The following is a 14,576-nucleotide window of genomic DNA, read 5'->3' as shown; positions in this document are numbered from 1 at the left end:
GGCAGGCGTCCAGAGAAAACTCAGCGGGCAGAAACCCTCCGGCCCGCTGAGCCATAATGTCGTCTTAGTCCCAGCGCCGGGCCGCCTGATGGTCGCTGTCGCGGGCATCCACCCAGCGATCGCCCTGCTCTGTCGCTTCGCGCTTCCAGAACGGCGCGCGGGTTTTCAGATAATCCATGATGAACTCCGCGGCAGAAAAGGCGCTGCCGCGATGGGCGCTGGTAACGCCCACCAGCACGATCTCATCGCCCGGAAACAGCTCGCCAACGCGGTGGATTACCGTAACGCGCTGCAGCGGCCAGCGTTCACGCGCCGCATCCACAATCTCCTGCAGCGCTTTCTCGGTCATGCCGGGATAGTGTTCCAGCGTCAGCGCCGCCACGTCTGCACCCAGGTTGTGATTACGCACTTTGCCGGTAAAGGTCACTACGGCACCATCTTCGTCACAGGCCGCCAGCCAGCGATACGCTTCCGCCATATCAAAGGGTGCGGGACCGACGCGAATCTCTGTTTCCATCTCAGCCTCCGGTCACGGGCGGGAAAAAGGCCACTTCATCACCGGCGTGCAGCGGGTGACTCATCGGCACCAGCGTCTGATTGACAGCCGCCAGCAGTTTGCCCGACTCCAGCGCCAGTGCCCAGCGATCGTCACGTTCAGCCAGCGCAGCGCGCAGCGCGGCCACATCCGGATACTCCGCACCGACCTCAAGCGATGCGGTGCCGGTCAGCTCACGCACCTGGGCGAAAAACAGCACCTTAATCATGGGCGACCGCCTGAAAATCACCGCTTTTGCCGCCGCGCTTGCTGATTAACCGCAGCTGATCAATGACAATATCTTTCTGAACCGCTTTGCACATGTCGTAGATGGTCAGCGCGGCAACCGAGGCGGCCGTCAGCGCTTCCATCTCGACGCCGGTTTTGCCGGTCAGGCGACAGAGCGAGGTGATGCGAACCCGATTATGGTCCTGTTCCGCTTCAAGGTTCACTTCCACTTTGCTCAGCATCAGCGGATGACAGAGCGGGATCAGCTCCCAGGTGCGTTTTGCTGCCTGGATCCCGGCGATGCGCGCCGTGGCGAAGACATCCCCTTTGTGGTGGCTGCCTTCCATAATCATCTGCAGCGTTTCCGGCTGCATCAGCACCAGCACTTCGGCACGTGCTTCGCGCACGGTTTCAGCCTTAGCGGAGACATCCACCATGTGCGCTTCGCCCGCGGCGTTAATGTGTGTGAGTTGAGACATACTTACCGTTTTTTCAGATGTGAGACAAAATTACAGGGCGCGGTGCGTGCATCAAGCTGGTCAGCAATAATGCGCTCCCAGGCGGTGCGACAGGCGCTGGTGGAGCCCGGCACGGCCAGGATCAGCGTCCCGTTAGCCAGACCGGCAATGGCGCGCGACTGCAGCGTCGATCCGCCAATCTCTTCATAGGAGATCATCCGGAACAGTTCGCCAAACCCGTCGATTTCGCGGTCAAACAGCGGCAGCAGCGCTTCCGGCGTGCTGTTTTTCAGGTTAAAGCCGGTGCCGCCATTAATGATCACCACCTGTACATCGTCACTGGCGATCCAGCGCGATACTGTGGCGCGAATGCGGTAGAGATTATCCGGCACGATGGCGTGATCGACGACGTCATGGCCCGCTTCTGCCGCCGCCTCGCGCAGATAGTCGCCGGAGGTGTCGTTGCTGGCATCGCGACGGTCTGACACCGTCATCACCGCAATCTGCACGGCCTGAAATTCGCTGGCTGGTTTACCCATACTTCCTCCTGAAATTAGCCACCAATGTAAGAGAGATTCTGTGTGATGCCGGTGTTGCCCTGATGCAGGAAGTGCGTCTGTTTCTTCTGCCCCAGGCTGCTGGCGATGCGCGCCTGCAGTTCGGCCTGCTGCGCATCGGATGCCAGCAGGTCGCGCAGCGGCACACCGCCGTCACCAAACAGGCACAGGTGCAGATTACCCTGCGCCGATACACGCAGACGGTTGCAGCTGGCACAGAAATCTTTGGCGTAAGGCATGATCAGGCCAATCTCGCCGACATAATCGGGATGGTAAAAAACCTGCGCCGGGCCGTCGCTGCGTCCGCTTTCGCGCCGCTGCCAGCCCTGGGCGATGAGTTGATCGCGGATCACCATGCCGGACACATGCTGATCGCGGAACAGCGTGCCGCCGTCGCCGGTCTCCATCAGTTCGATAAAGCGCAGCTGAATCGGACGGGTGCGGATCCAGTCAAGAAAAGTCGCCAGATTACGGCTATTGAGATCGCGCATCAGCACGCTGTTGACTTTGACCTGGCGAAAACCGGCGTCCAGCGCCGCGTCGATGCCGCTCATCACCTGATGGAATTTATCCTGGCCGGTGATGGCGTGAAACTGACGGGCGTCCAGGCTGTCGACGCTGACGTTAAGTGCGGTCAGACCCGCATCACGCCACTGCTTCACGTCGCGGGCCAGCCGGTAGCCATTGGTGGTCACTGCGATCTGGCGGATAGAGGCGTTTTCACGCACTGCCGCAATGATGTCGGTAAAATCACGGCGCAGCGACGGCTCACCGCCGGTCAGCCGCACTTTTTCGGTTCCGGCTGTGGCGAAGGCCCGCGTGACGCGGCGGATTTCATCCAGAGAGAGAAAGCTTTTGTTACGAATTCCCTGCGGTTTGTAGCCGTCAGGAAGACAGTAGGTACAGCGGAAATTACAGACATCCGTGACCGACAGGCGCAGGTAATAGAACTTACGCGCGTATGCATCAGTAAATTGTGACACCAGAACACCTTTCCAGATTGGGAGATGCAGTCATTTCTTCCTGCACCCTGGCAGCTCGATGGCTACGGCCTGAACCCCCTATCCGCAGACTTAGGCATTCAGGCTTGAGTGTACGCTGACCCGTTGATCAGCGCGGTAAACATGATGGTAGCGTGAATTCCGCCACTCTTCCATTTGCTCTTTTCGCTATATATTCTTATACATATCGAATTTTCACCGCATTTTCGCGACAGGATACGTTAAAATGCGATCCAGATTTTGACGTAAGTCATCCGCGCGGGCTTAGCGTTTAGAGCCACGCTACGCGAAAGGATAGTAAGGAGAAGTATGAATCGCACACTGGCCGATCTTGATCGCGTTGTGGCACTGGGCGGCGGACACGGTTTAGGCCGCGTGATGTCGGCTCTTTCCCCGCTGGGCTCACGTCTCACCGGCATCGTCACCACCACCGACAACGGCGGATCGACCGGCCGCATTCGTCGATCCGAAGGCGGTATCGCCTGGGGCGACATGCGCAACTGCCTCAACCAGCTGATTGCAGAACCGAGCGTCGCCTCCGCGATGTTCGAGTATCGCTTTGCCGGTAACGGCGAACTGGCCGGTCACAACCTCGGTAACCTGATGCTGCGCGCGCTGGATCATCTGAGCGTTCGTCCGCTGGAAGCGATCAACATCATCCGTAACCTGCTGAAGGTCGACGCCTTTTTAATCCCGATGTCAGAGCAGCCAGTGGATCTGGTGGCGATGGATGCCGAAGGCAATATGGTTTACGGCGAAACCGCGATTGACGAGATGAAGCAGCCGCCGCAGGAGTTGATGCTGCACCCCAACGTCCAGCCGACGCGGGAAGCGCTACAGGCCGTTGCAGAAGCGGATCTGATCCTGATTGGCCCAGGCAGTTTCTATACCAGCCTGATGCCGATTCTGCTGATGGAAGAGATGGCGCAGGCACTGCGTCGCACGCCTGCCACTATGGTGTTTATCGGTAATCTGGGTCGCGAGCTGAGTCCTGCCGCGGCCAGTCTTTCGGTGGCTGACAAGCTTCAGATGATGGAACGTTATATCGGCAAGCGGGTGATTGATGCGGTCGTGGTCGGTCCGGCGGTCGCCACAGAGGGCATTGAGAACCGGCTGATTGTCCGTGAACCGCTGGAGGCCGCTGACATTAAATATCGTCACGACCGCCAGCTGTTACGGGTGGCGCTGGAACACGCCATTCAGGGCTTTGACGGCGCTACGAGGCCGCAATAAACAGCGTTCGCAGCTCATGCAGCTGATCGCGCACGCTGGCTGCCTGTTCGAACTCCAGGTTCTGCGCGTGCTGCTGCATCTGCCCTTCCAGCTCGTGGATCTTCTTCTGCAGCGCCTGCGGCGTTAGCAGTTGCAAATCGGCCAGTGCCTGAGCTTCGCCAGGTCGGGCGGGTTTCGCTTTACCACGGGTTTTCACCACGTTGTTGCCCAGTTCCAGAATATCGGTGATCTTCTTATTCAGGCCCTGCGGCACAATGCCGTTCTGCTCGTTGTGCAGCTGCTGCTTCTCACGGCGGCGCTCCGTCTCTTCAATGGCGCGCGCCATTGACGGCGTGATTTTATCGCCATAAAGAATCGCCTTGCCGTTGATGTTACGCGCCGCACGGCCAATGGTCTGAATCAGCGATCGTTCGGAACGCAGGAAGCCCTCTTTATCCGCATCCAGAATCGCCACCAGCGACACTTCCGGCATATCCAGCCCCTCACGCAGTAAGTTGATGCCTACCAGTACATCAAACTCACCCAGACGTAAGTCGCGGATAATCTCCATACGCTCTACGGTGTCAATGTCGGAGTGCAGATAGCGCACTTTCTCGCCATGCTCCGTGAGATACTCGGTAAGATCTTCCGCCATGCGCTTGGTCAGCACCGTCACCAGCACACGTTCGTTGATCGCCACGCGCTGACGGATCTCGGACAGCAGATCGTCAACCTGCGTCCCGACCGGACGCACTTCGATGATCGGGTCCAGCAGGCCGGTAGGACGTACCACCTGGTCAACCACTTCATCGCCCGATTTTTCCAGCTCATATTTGCCCGGCGTTGCCGAGACATAGATGGTCTGCGGGGCCAGCGCCTCAAACTCTTCAAACTTCATCGGACGGTTGTCCAGCGCCGACGGCAGGCGGAAGCCATACTCCACCAGCGTCTCTTTACGCGCCCGGTCGCCTTTGTACATGCCGCCAATCTGCGGGATGGTCACATGCGACTCATCCACCACCAGCAGGCCATCGGCGGGCAGATAGTCAAACAGCGTCGGCGGCGCTTCGCCCGGTCCGCGTGCGGAGAGGTAGCGCGAGTAGTTTTCGATACCGGAGCAGTAACCCAGCTCACTCATCATCTCAAGGTCAAACTGGGTACGCTGGGTAATACGCTGCTCTTCCAGCAGCTTATTGTTCTCCAGCAATACCCGGCGACGGTCGGCCAGCTCGACTTTGATATCTTCCATCGCCTGCAGAATACGCTCACGCGGCGTCACGTAGTGCGTCTTGGGATAGATGGTAAAGCGCGGCACTACTGAATCGATCTGACCGGTCAGCGGGTCAAACAGCGACAGACGCTCGACCTCTTCGTCAAACAGTTCGACGCGCAGCGCGATATCGTCCGACTCTGCCGGGAAGATATCGATCACTTCGCCACGCACGCGGAAAGTGCCGCGCTGGAACGCCTGGTCGTTACGGGTGTATTGCAGCTCTGACAGGCGGCGCAGAATGCTGCGCTGATCGATAATCATGCCGCGGGTCAGGTGCAACATCATTTTGAGATAGAGATCGGGATCGCCCAGACCGTAGATCGCCGAAACCGACGCCACCACGATAACGTCGCGCCGTTCAAGCAGCGCCTTGGTGGCCGACAGACGCATCTGTTCGATGTGTTCGTTAACCGATGCATCCTTTTCGATAAAGGTATCGGAGCTCGGCACATAGGCTTCAGGCTGATAGTAGTCGTAGTAAGAGACGAAAAACTCGACGGCGTTATCCGGGAAAAACTCTTTCATCTCGCCATAGAGCTGAGCCGCCAGCGTCTTGTTCGGTGCCAGCACCATCGTCGGGCGGTTAAGGTCGGCAATGACGTTGGCGACGGTAAACGTTTTACCTGAGCCGGTCACGCCTAATAAGGTCTGATGGGCCAGTCCATCCTCCAGCCCCTCTTCCAGGCGACGGATCGCCTCAGGCTGGTCGCCCGAAGGTTTAAAGGCGGAATTGAGTTTAAAAGCTTTGGTCATGAATGCAGTTCCTGCTGGAGAAGTCGGCGGGCAGGCACTTATTTTACTCTGCTATGGTGATTTTGCCAGAAAATAATACTGGATATAAAAACAGTAATCGTGCAAAGTTAATGCAATCAGGGTGAGTCTTAGCCTGCCCGTATTGTGGAGGCGTTATCGCAAAGCGAGCTGCGCAATGTTATCCCCAGACCGGGATCAGATTTAACATTTGTCAATAGAACGTCACAAAATTACAGTTCGGTTACCTGACAGAGAATTCTCAGGCTTGTTTTTTGATAACCAGCTGATTTTATTGATTTAAGCTCATAAGGCCAGAATCTCGTCATTATGTTACCAGGCCGCGTATTTCCTCGCTTCTAACCGGTTTTCATTACCTAATGCACAAGGTTATCCACAGGAATGGTGGATAAGTGATGGCAGCCCCGCCGCCATCAGCTGTGTATAATTTTTCCCTGCCCTCCCGCCTCAGTGAAAATAATTTTTTTTGCGTTAAATTTCGCGTTGGCTGCTGACGGATTATTCTGCATTTTTAATCTGTCTTCTGGCGTGGCACGCAAATTATCATCATTCCACTAAGATTCTTAATCAGACATTCTGCGTTACTGCAGCACGTCTGCACCACAAACAGCGCCCGCAGGCACTGTAAAAGTGCAGGCGCGTGATGACCATGGGTAATTGATAAGTTTTTCTCACCTTTTATCCCTGATACAGCGCACTGTAGCAGGAAACAGGGCCATTTTAAGATCTGGCCTGGGAATTGCAGGAGTCAGTAACGTCACCGCGCTTTATGCGCACTGTGCTGCAATGGTGAGGCTGCCGTTGCTGATGACTTGTTTGCCAGACGACAGAGAGCGGAAGCAATCAGGCTAATGATCGGGAAGGAGAGTGTCAGATGCTGAGTCTACGTTCGGTAAATCAATTTTACGGTCAGAACCATATTCTGTGGGATGTGGACCTGGATCTGTCGCCTGGCACCTGCACCGGCATTCTGGGCCGTCCTGGCATGGGCAAAACCACGCTGGTCAACTGCATTATGGGCAGATTGCCGATTAACAGCGGCACAATTTCCTGGAAAGAGGATGGCTCGCCGCCGGAAGATTTGCTGCTGCAACCGGCTGAACAGCGGGCGCAGATGGGGATTGGCTATGTGCCTCAGGGCCGCCATATTTTTACCCAGATGAGCGTGGAAGATAACCTGCTGATTGCCCTGCTCGCGGGTGCCAGCCAGCGCGACCGTCATCGTGCTATTCCTGAAATGGTATTTGATTTGTTCCCGGCGCTCTACTCGCTGCGCCAGCAACGCAGCGGCGATCTGCCCATCGATCAGCAGCAACAGCTGGCACTGGCGCGCGCGCTGGTGCTGCAGCCCAAACTGCTGATTCTGGATGAGCCGACTGATGGGATGTCGCCGTGGCTGGAAGAGGAGATGGGCAACCTGATCCGCCGGCTTAACCTTGATTACGGGCTGACCATTCTGCTGCTGGAGCAGCGGCTGTCGCTGATCCGGCGTGTGGCGGACTATTTCCTGCTGCTGCACCGTGGCCGTAATGTGGCGCAGGGCAGCATGGAGCAGCTCGATGACCACACCGTGGATAAGTGGCTGACGGTCGCCTGAACCTCACTGCGGCAGCGTCAGGTACTGTCCACAGGACGCCTGCTGCGCTGCATCGGTGAGATACGGAATCGTGCCCAGGCAGGGGGCAGGTAGTCGTTGCTTCAGGCTGGAGAGATATTCCTGATAGCGTTTGCCTGGCGGCTCGACGGTGTTAGCGATCCAGCCCACCAGCAGCAGGCCACGCGCGCGCACCGCCTCGGCGGTGAGCATGGCGTGATTGATGCAGCCGAGCTTAATTCCCACCACCAGAATCACGGGCAGCTGTTCGCTGACCACCCAGTCCGCATAGGTGTGCGTCTCTGACAACGGGGTATACCAGCCGCCCGCGCCTTCGACCAGAATCCAGTCCGCCAGCGGCTCCAGCGCTGCCAGACCTGCTGACAGTGCCAGATGGGTGATCGGCCTGCCCTCTTCAGCGCTGACGATGTGCGGCGAGGTCGGTTCGATAAACGCCAGCGGATTGACCTGCTGGTAGCTCAACGGCACGCTGCTGAAGCGCTGCAGCGCCAGCGCATCACTGTTGCGGAGCCCCTCTGGCGTCATCTCACAGCCTGAAGCAACCGGCTTATAGCCTGCACAGCGGTAGCCCGCAGCGGCGGCGGCCTGCAACAGTGCGCCGCTGGCGACGGTTTTACCGACTTCGGTGTCGGTGCCGGTAATAAACAGCCGTTTCATGATGCACTTACTCCATAAATTAAATGGTAACTCAGGCGATAGCCGTGCCGGTCGCGCGGCCAGTGCGCCTCTAACTGGTTGAGTCGTTGTCGGGTGAGGAGCTGCCCGTCGCGGCCCTGATGCAGATGGGTCGCGCCGATCCCTTTCAGCGAACGCATGGCGCTGAGCGCATCGGGAAAATGCAGCGTCACTTTTTCCGCGCTGCAATGCAGTTGCTCTGCGTAGCAGGCCGCCGCAATCTGCGTCTCGCTGAGAAAGCGGTTGGCGTGCGGCGACGCATCCAGATGGGACCAGGCTTCATGCACCTCCTGCAACGAGCCATCGCCCAGCGTAGAAAACAGCAGCGTGCCAGTGGGGCGCAGCACGCGCCGGAACTGACGCAGCGCGCCGGGCAGATTTTCACTCCACTGCACAGCCAGGTTACTCCACACCAGGTCGAGGCTGTTATCCGCCAGCGGCAGTGCGTCGATGTCGCCCGCCAGATAGTGCTGCGCCGCGTCGTTGTCCCGCGCCTGTTGCAGCATCTGCGGAGAGAGATCCAGCGCCGTGACCTGTTTGCCCCGCTCACGCCATACCCTGCTGTACCAGCCGGTGCCACACCCGGCATCCAGCAGCTGCAGTCCGCTCTGTACGGGTGCACGTGCCAGCAGCGCATTGCCGCTGAGGCGCTGCAGCGCAGCATGCGCATCATAATGGCTGGCCGCGCGGCCAAAGGCGCGCGCCACCGCCTGCTTATCAACCCGCAGCGTCATGCAGCGCCTCCAGTAACCGGTCAATATCTTCAGGGCGATGTGCCGCGGTCAGGGTAATACGCAGCCGGGCCGTTCCCGGCGGCACGGTAGGCGGTCGGATCGCACTGACCCAGCAGCCTGCCTCCGCCAGTCGCTGAGAGAGCGCCATTGCATCGCTGTTTTCACCTATCAGCAGCGGCTGAATCGCGCTGGCAGAGTCCATCAATTGCCACGGCAGCGAGGCCGCGCCACGCCGGAAATGCGCAATGTTCTGCTGCAACTGCTGGCGCAGCACATCGCCCTGCTGAATTTCGCGCAGCGCCGCCTGCAGCGCAGTGGCTTGTGCGGCGGGCATGGCGGTGGAGTAAATCAGATGCCGGCTGAACTGCAGGAAATAGTCAGCGATATCGGCGTCGCACAGCAGCGCAGCACCGCTGACGCCAAAAGCTTTGCCAAAGGTGACCACCAGCAGTTCCGGTTTAACGCCCTGCTGCCAGCAGCTGCCGCGCCCCTGCTCACCTACTACACCGATGCCGTGTGCATCATCCACCAGCAGCCAGCCCTCTGCCTGCTGCGTCTGTTGTGCCAGCGCAGCCAGCGGCGCACTGTCGCCATCCATGCTGAAAATCCCCTCGGTCACCACCAGCGTCTCCCCCTCGCAGGGTGACGCGAGCCGTGCTGCCAGGCTCTCCGGATCGTTATGACTGAAACGCCGCAGCTGCGCCGGGCTGTGGCTGGCGGCGTCGAGCAGCGAGGCATGGCTGAGTTTATCGGCCAGGATGCGATCGTTTTTCTCGCCCAGCAGATGAATCACCGCCTGATTGGCCGCGAATCCGGAGATAAACAGCAGCGCACGGTCGTAGCCGAGCCAGTCGGCCAGCTGCGCCTCAAGATCGGCGTGCTGACGGTGATAACCGGTGACGTGTCCCGAGGCACCCGCCCCCGCCCCCGCCTGCGCCGCGCCCTGCTGCCAGCCCGCAATCACCGCCGGATGGCGGGTTAAACCAAGATAGTCATTGCTGGAGAAGTGCAGATAGCGACGGCCACCGCTCTCTAACGTGCGGGTGGCTTGCTGATCGATGATTCGACGCTGCCGCCAGCCATCGGCCGCACGGCGCTGCGCCAGCCCCTGCTGAAGTCGTTGCTGCCAGCTCATTACAGTGCCGCGTTGTAGAACTGTTCAGTGTCGGCATGGAACAGCTGCTCGCTGAGTTGTTCTTCCTGCTGCTGATCGCCATGTTGGGTGTGGGTATGCTCCGGGTTCAGCCCCAGTTTGCGGAACAGCACGCGGTCTTTATCCTCTTCCGGATTCGGCGTGGTCAGCAGTTTGCAGCCGTAGAAAATCGAGTTCGCCCCGGCCATAAAGCACATCGCCTGAGTCTGCTCGCTCATCTGCTCGCGGCCCGCGGAGAGACGCACATGCGAAGTTGGCATCATGATGCGCGCTACCGCGATGGTGCGAATAAAATCGAAAGGCTCTACGTCATCGTTGTCCGCCAGCGGCGTGCCTTTGACCTTGACCAGCATGTTGATCGGCACGCTCTCTGGCGGCGTCGGCAGATTGGCTAACTGCACCAGCAGACCGGCGCGGTCGTTCACGGTTTCGCCCAGGCCAACGATACCGCCCGAACAGACTTTGATCCCGGCGTCGCGCACTTTGCCCAGCGTATCGAGACGTTCCTGGTAGCTGCGGGTCGTGATGATAGAGCCGTAGAATTCCGGTGAGGTGTCGAGGTTATGGTTGTAGTAATCGAGGCCCGCGCCCGCCAGCCGCTGCGCCTGTTGATCGCTGAGCGTACCGAGCGTCATGCAGGTTTCCATTCCCATCGCCTTCACGCCTTCAACCATTTTTTCCAGATAAGGCATATCGCGCTCGTGAGGGTTTTTCCACGCGGCACCCATGCAGAAACGGGTTGAACCCGCGGCTTTGGCCTGACGCGCGGAGGTCAGTACCTCCTCCACTTCCATCAGACGTTCCGACTCCAGGCCGGTCTTGTAGCGCGCGCTCTGCGGGCAATATTTGCAATCTTCCGGACAGGCGCCGGTTTTAATCGACAGCAGGGTACTGACCTGCACCTGGCGCGGGTCGAAGTGCTGACGATGCACCTGCTGCGCTTCAAACATCAGTTCAAGAAAAGGTTGATCAAACAGCGCTTGCGCCTGTGCAATTGTCCAGCGTTGAGCCATTAGGTACTCCAGAAAAGGGTGTCATCCCGACAGAAAGCAGGGGTATACTTGTAAACTATATTTTTTTATTTTGGTTTACAACTCCGATGACTACCCCTGTTTTCTCCCTGGATGATGCCCGTTTTGACCGCCAGCATATCTGGCATCCTTACACCTCGATGCGGGATCCCCTGCCCTGCTATCCGGTCGTTGCCGCGCAGGGTTTTCAGCTGCAGCTGGCCGATGGCCGTGAGCTGGTGGATGGAATGTCATCGTGGTGGGCGGCAATTCATGGTTACAACCATCCCCGCCTGAACCGGGCGCTCACGGAGCAGGTCACGCAGATGTCGCACGTGATGTTTGGCGGCATTACCCATCCGGCAGCAGTGGCACTCTGTCGTCAGCTGGTGGCGATGACACCTGAGGCGCTGGAGTGCGTTTTCCTGGCCGATTCCGGCTCGGTAGCAGTGGAAGTATCGATGAAGATGGCGCTGCAGTACTGGCTGGGCCGGGGTGAAACTCGCCAGCAGTTCCTGACGCTGAAGCGCGGCTATCACGGCGATACCTTTGCCGCGATGTCGGTCTGCGATCCCGAGAACTCGATGCACAGCCTGTGGCGCGGTTATCTGCCTGAGCACCACTTTGCGGCGGCTCCGGCCTGCGGCTTTGATGATGAATGGGACGCGCGCGACTTCGATGATTTTACCCGACTGATCGAACAGCATCACCAGCAACTGGCGGCGGTGATCCTGGAGCCGATTGTGCAGGGTGCGGGCGGGATGCGTTTCTATCATCCGCGCTATCTGCAGCAGGTCCGGGAAGCGTGCGACCGCTATGGCGTGCTGCTGATAGCGGATGAGATCGCCACCGGATTTGGCCGCACCGGCAAGCTCTTTGCCTGTGAACACGCGGGTATTACCGCGGATATTCTTTGTGTCGGCAAAGCGCTGACCGGCGGCATGATGACGCTGGCGGCGACCCTCACTACCCGCGAGGTGGCTGATACCATCAGCCGCAGCGCGGCAGGCTGTTTTATGCATGGCCCGACATTTATGGGGAATCCGCTGGCCTGCGCGGTGGCGGCGGAGAGCCTGAGCATGCTGGCGGAAGGTGACTGGCAGCGACAGGTGGCCGCGATCGAACAGCAGCTGCGGGCTGAGCTGCTGCCGCTGCGCCGTTCACCACAGGTGGCCGATGTGCGCGTGCTGGGGGCGATTGGCGTGGTGGAAACCCATCAGCCGGTCAACATGGCGGCACTACAGCAGTTCTTTGTTGAACAGGGCGTCTGGATCCGGCCGTTTGGCCGACTGATTTACCTGATGCCGCCCTACATCATCTCGCCGCAGGCGCTGAGTCAGCTGGTGCAGGCGATGGGCAGCGCGCTGGAACATTCGCAACATTTTGCCGCCTGATGCGGGCTGACCACTGGCACTGGTGGTGCTTTTGGTTATGATGAAAGGCTATTCATCGACAGTTAAGGAGATGTGATGCGCGTTTTTAGTCAGGACTTTAATGACGGCGAAAAGATGCCAGAAAAGCATGTTTTCAACGGCATGAGTTATCAGGGCGAGAATATTTCTCCCCATCTTGCCTGGGAAGCGGCACCGGAAGGCACCAAAAGTTTTGTGGTGACCTGCTACGATCCTGATGCGCCGACGGGTTCCGGCTGGTGGCACTGGGTCGTGGCGAATATTCCGGCCAGCACCACGTCACTGCCGCAGGGTGCCGGTTCCGGCAAAGCGTCACTGCCAGCAGGCGCAATCCAGACCCGTACCGATTTCGGTCAGGCGGGCTATGGTGGCGCGGCGCCGCCTCAGGGCGAAACCCATCGCTACATTTTCACCGTGCATGCGCTGGATGTGGAGACGATTGAGGTGGATGAAGACGCCAGTGGCGCAATGGTCGGCTTTAATGTGCATTTCCACGCACTGGCGAGCGCCTCGCTGACCGTGAATTATCAGTAATTCATTCCGTCTGACAAACCCAAAGCTGAGTGACCTGGCAGCAACGCATTAGCTTAAACTGCAGGGAATAGGGTCAGAGGAGGAAAGCGTCCCGCCGCCCGGAAAAAAACGCCGGGAGCGTTTTTGAACAACGCAACGCGTTGGCCCGGCAACGGACGCACCTCAGGAATGAGGTGCGTAATTGCGCGGGTCGAGCACGCCATGGATGGCGGCTTTTGCGTCTTTCCGATCTGACCCTATTGCCTGTGTCTGCACGATCTCACAGCTGGCAGTGGCAAACGCCGTCAACAATTTCACGCCTCTCCCACCCGGGAGAGGCTTTTTCACGATGCGTTACGCCTGCAACTGGTGAATCACCACCCACATCGGGCCCTGCCCTACCGCATAACGTCCCAGCGGCTGTAACAGCCCCTTCGGTTCGCTAATCGCATACACTTCGATGTGATGCGATTTCTGTCCCGCCGCCACCAGAAAACGTCCGCTGTGATCGATATTGAACCCGCGCGGCTGCGTTTCCGTCGGCTGGAACCCTTCCAGCGTCAGTTCATCGCCCAGTTCGCTGACGCTGAAAATCGCCAGCGTGCTGCTGGTGCGGTCGCAGGCGTAGAGGAAACGGCCATCCGGCGTCAGGTGAATATCGGCTGCCCAGCGCGTACCGCTGAAGTCCGGCGGCATCATATCCAGCGTCTGCACGCTTTCCGCTTCGCCTTCACCGGTATTTAATGCCCAGACATCAACAGTACTGTCCAGCTCATTCACGCAGTAAGCATACTGGCCGCCCGGATGGAACTGCATATGACGCGGGCCTGCACCCTCTACCGTCGTGACCTGCGCCTGTTTGCGCGGCGTCAGCTGACCGTCTGCGCCCAGCGCAAACAGACAGATACGATCCTGCTTCAGTGCCGGGACGTAGAGCGTTTTATTGTCAGTGTCGATATTGGCTGAGTGACAGCCATCCAGGCCGTTGATTACCTGTAGCGGGGCCTGCGGAATGCCATCATCGCCAATCGGGCTGACGCTGACGCAGGCATCATTGTAGGAGCCGCAGAACAGGAACCGGCCCTCGCGATCGGTGGAAATGTGGGTCGGACTGCCGGGCAGCGTTGCCTGACCGGCTTCGGTCAGCGTACCATCGGCGGCAATCCGGAACGCCAGCACGCGAAAATTGGGACGCACACCGACATAGAGAAAATCGCGTTTCGGACTCACCACCATCGGCTGAACCTGGCCGGCGACATCGATCACCTGAAGCAACGTCAGCGCACCCTCATCATTCATCTGCCAGACGTGAATCTGCTGGCTCTCGGGACTGGCGGTGTAGACAACCTGTTTCATGCATTCTCCTTTTTTTGCTGCCTGATCATATCTGTGAATCACTGTAGCGCGTTTTATTACCCTACGCTGGAAT

At 58.8% G+C, this 14,576-nt stretch carries 15 protein-coding genes and 1 riboswitch; of the genes, 4 read left to right on the top strand and 11 right to left on the bottom strand.

Annotated elements, in window-relative coordinates:
* Positions 1 to 64: 64 nt before the first annotated feature.
* The 5 genes from moaE to moaA all read right to left on the bottom strand — a co-directional run bounded on the left by moaE (position 65) and on the right by moaA (position 2,761).
* On the bottom strand, positions 65 to 517 hold the full coding sequence (gene moaE, locus NIM72_RS17755; RefSeq protein ID WP_161736227.1) for a molybdopterin synthase catalytic subunit MoaE: 453 nt from the start codon (positions 515 to 517) through the stop codon (positions 65 to 67).
* A gap of 1 nt (position 518) precedes the next feature.
* Positions 519 to 764 carry a molybdopterin synthase sulfur carrier subunit gene (gene moaD / locus NIM72_RS17750; RefSeq protein ID WP_161736228.1) on the bottom strand — a complete coding sequence of 82 codons (246 nt, stop codon included), beginning with the start codon at positions 762 to 764 and terminating at the stop codon, positions 519 to 521.
* Positions 757 to 1,242 carry a cyclic pyranopterin monophosphate synthase MoaC gene (moaC, locus tag NIM72_RS17745; protein WP_161736229.1) on the bottom strand — a complete coding sequence of 162 codons (486 nt, stop codon included), beginning with the start codon at positions 1,240 to 1,242 and terminating at the stop codon, positions 757 to 759. Before moaC ends, moaD begins: the two co-directional genes overlap by 8 nt.
* A 2-nt stretch (positions 1,243 to 1,244) precedes the next feature.
* On the bottom strand, positions 1,245 to 1,760 hold the full coding sequence (gene moaB, locus NIM72_RS17740) for a molybdenum cofactor biosynthesis protein B (protein ID WP_161736230.1): 516 nt from the start codon (positions 1,758 to 1,760) through the stop codon (positions 1,245 to 1,247).
* Positions 1,761 to 1,774: 14 nt separating this feature from the next.
* Positions 1,775 to 2,761 (bottom strand): GTP 3',8-cyclase MoaA, encoded by a 987-nt coding sequence (moaA, locus tag NIM72_RS17735; RefSeq protein WP_253421372.1) that lies wholly within the window; start codon positions 2,759 to 2,761, stop codon positions 1,775 to 1,777.
* A riboswitch (molybdenum cofactor riboswitch) is annotated at positions 2,751 to 2,884 on the bottom strand. It overlaps the preceding gene by 11 nt.
* A gap of 204 nt (positions 2,885 to 3,088) precedes the next feature.
* Between moaA and yvcK the strand changes: the two genes are divergently transcribed.
* A complete protein-coding gene (gene yvcK, locus NIM72_RS17730; RefSeq protein ID WP_161736232.1) occupies positions 3,089 to 4,012 on the top strand; it encodes a uridine diphosphate-N-acetylglucosamine-binding protein YvcK in 924 nt (307 codons plus the stop codon).
* Here yvcK and uvrB read toward each other — a convergent pair.
* Positions 3,996 to 6,017 carry an excinuclease ABC subunit UvrB gene (gene uvrB / locus NIM72_RS17725; RefSeq protein WP_161736233.1) on the bottom strand — a complete coding sequence of 674 codons (2,022 nt, stop codon included), beginning with the start codon at positions 6,015 to 6,017 and terminating at the stop codon, positions 3,996 to 3,998. The two genes, yvcK and uvrB, sit on opposite strands and share 17 nt — an antisense overlap.
* 892 nt (positions 6,018 to 6,909) lie before the next feature.
* Between uvrB and NIM72_RS17720 the strand changes: the two genes are divergently transcribed.
* The gene (locus NIM72_RS17720) at positions 6,910 to 7,632 is read left to right on the top strand and encodes an ABC transporter ATP-binding protein (RefSeq protein ID WP_013357183.1); all 723 of its coding nucleotides are present in this window, start codon (positions 6,910 to 6,912) and stop codon (positions 7,630 to 7,632) included.
* A gap of 3 nt (positions 7,633 to 7,635) precedes the next feature.
* Here the strand turns inward: NIM72_RS17720 and bioD are convergent, their stop codons facing one another.
* From bioD to bioB, 4 genes are read right to left on the bottom strand one after another with little or no spacing between them, the layout of a single operon-like run.
* Positions 7,636 to 8,307, bottom strand: coding sequence for a dethiobiotin synthase (bioD, locus tag NIM72_RS17715; protein ID WP_222924324.1), 672 nt, complete (start codon positions 8,305 to 8,307; stop codon positions 7,636 to 7,638).
* Positions 8,304 to 9,059, bottom strand: coding sequence for a malonyl-ACP O-methyltransferase BioC (gene bioC / locus NIM72_RS17710; protein ID WP_161736235.1), 756 nt, complete (start codon positions 9,057 to 9,059; stop codon positions 8,304 to 8,306). Before bioC ends, bioD begins: the two co-directional genes overlap by 4 nt.
* Complete coding sequence (bioF, locus tag NIM72_RS17705; RefSeq protein ID WP_253421369.1) at positions 9,043 to 10,194, bottom strand: 8-amino-7-oxononanoate synthase; 1,152 nt, start codon at positions 10,192 to 10,194, stop codon at positions 9,043 to 9,045. The genes bioC and bioF overlap by 17 nt, the downstream gene beginning before the upstream one ends.
* On the bottom strand, positions 10,194 to 11,225 hold the full coding sequence (gene bioB, locus NIM72_RS17700; RefSeq protein WP_222924327.1) for a biotin synthase BioB: 1,032 nt from the start codon (positions 11,223 to 11,225) through the stop codon (positions 10,194 to 10,196). Before bioB ends, bioF begins: the two co-directional genes overlap by 1 nt.
* A gap of 86 nt (positions 11,226 to 11,311) precedes the next feature.
* Here bioB and bioA point away from each other — a divergent pair, with 86 nt between their 5' ends.
* Positions 11,312 to 12,616, top strand: coding sequence for an adenosylmethionine--8-amino-7-oxononanoate transaminase (bioA, locus tag NIM72_RS17695; protein WP_253421368.1), 1,305 nt, complete (start codon positions 11,312 to 11,314; stop codon positions 12,614 to 12,616).
* Positions 12,617 to 12,691: 75 nt separating this feature from the next.
* A complete protein-coding gene (locus NIM72_RS17690; RefSeq protein WP_253421365.1) occupies positions 12,692 to 13,168 on the top strand; it encodes a kinase inhibitor in 477 nt (158 codons plus the stop codon).
* A 333-nt stretch (positions 13,169 to 13,501) separates the two neighbouring features.
* Here the strand turns inward: NIM72_RS17690 and pgl are convergent, their stop codons facing one another.
* Positions 13,502 to 14,503 (bottom strand): 6-phosphogluconolactonase, encoded by a 1,002-nt coding sequence (pgl, locus tag NIM72_RS17685; protein ID WP_161736277.1) that lies wholly within the window; start codon positions 14,501 to 14,503, stop codon positions 13,502 to 13,504.
* Positions 14,504 to 14,576 lie beyond the last annotated feature (73 nt).

It is taken from the genome of Pantoea sp. B550 (assembly GCF_024158165.1).
Classification (GTDB): domain Bacteria; phylum Pseudomonadota; class Gammaproteobacteria; order Enterobacterales; family Enterobacteriaceae; genus Pantoea; species Pantoea alfalfae.
This window is presented reverse-complemented; position numbering and strand designations above follow the sequence as displayed.

What these genes read in the sequence shown, in the direction of transcription:
- uvrB (WP_161736233.1), bottom strand. Translation starts at nt 6,017, where the DNA reads ATGACCAAAGCTTTTAAACTCAATTCCGCCTTTAAACCTTCGGGCGAC.
- moaB (WP_161736230.1), bottom strand. Translation starts at nt 1,760, where the DNA reads ATGGGTAAACCAGCCAGCGAATTTCAGGCCGTGCAGATTGCGGTGATG.
- moaD (WP_161736228.1), bottom strand. Translation starts at nt 764, where the DNA reads ATGATTAAGGTGCTGTTTTTCGCCCAGGTGCGTGAGCTGACCGGCACC.
- NIM72_RS17690 (WP_253421365.1), top strand. Translation starts at nt 12,692, where the DNA reads ATGCGCGTTTTTAGTCAGGACTTTAATGACGGCGAAAAGATGCCAGAA.
- bioC (WP_161736235.1), bottom strand. Translation starts at nt 9,059, where the DNA reads ATGACGCTGCGGGTTGATAAGCAGGCGGTGGCGCGCGCCTTTGGCCGC.
- bioA (WP_253421368.1), top strand. Translation starts at nt 11,312, where the DNA reads ATGACTACCCCTGTTTTCTCCCTGGATGATGCCCGTTTTGACCGCCAG.
- yvcK (WP_161736232.1), top strand. Translation starts at nt 3,089, where the DNA reads ATGAATCGCACACTGGCCGATCTTGATCGCGTTGTGGCACTGGGCGGC.
- bioB (WP_222924327.1), bottom strand. Translation starts at nt 11,225, where the DNA reads ATGGCTCAACGCTGGACAATTGCACAGGCGCAAGCGCTGTTTGATCAA.
- pgl (WP_161736277.1), bottom strand. Translation starts at nt 14,503, where the DNA reads ATGAAACAGGTTGTCTACACCGCCAGTCCCGAGAGCCAGCAGATTCAC.
- bioF (WP_253421369.1), bottom strand. Translation starts at nt 10,194, where the DNA reads ATGAGCTGGCAGCAACGACTTCAGCAGGGGCTGGCGCAGCGCCGTGCG.
- moaE (WP_161736227.1), bottom strand. Translation starts at nt 517, where the DNA reads ATGGAAACAGAGATTCGCGTCGGTCCCGCACCCTTTGATATGGCGGAA.
- bioD (WP_222924324.1), bottom strand. Translation starts at nt 8,307, where the DNA reads ATGAAACGGCTGTTTATTACCGGCACCGACACCGAAGTCGGTAAAACC.
- moaC (WP_161736229.1), bottom strand. Translation starts at nt 1,242, where the DNA reads ATGTCTCAACTCACACACATTAACGCCGCGGGCGAAGCGCACATGGTG.
- NIM72_RS17720 (WP_013357183.1), top strand. Translation starts at nt 6,910, where the DNA reads ATGCTGAGTCTACGTTCGGTAAATCAATTTTACGGTCAGAACCATATT.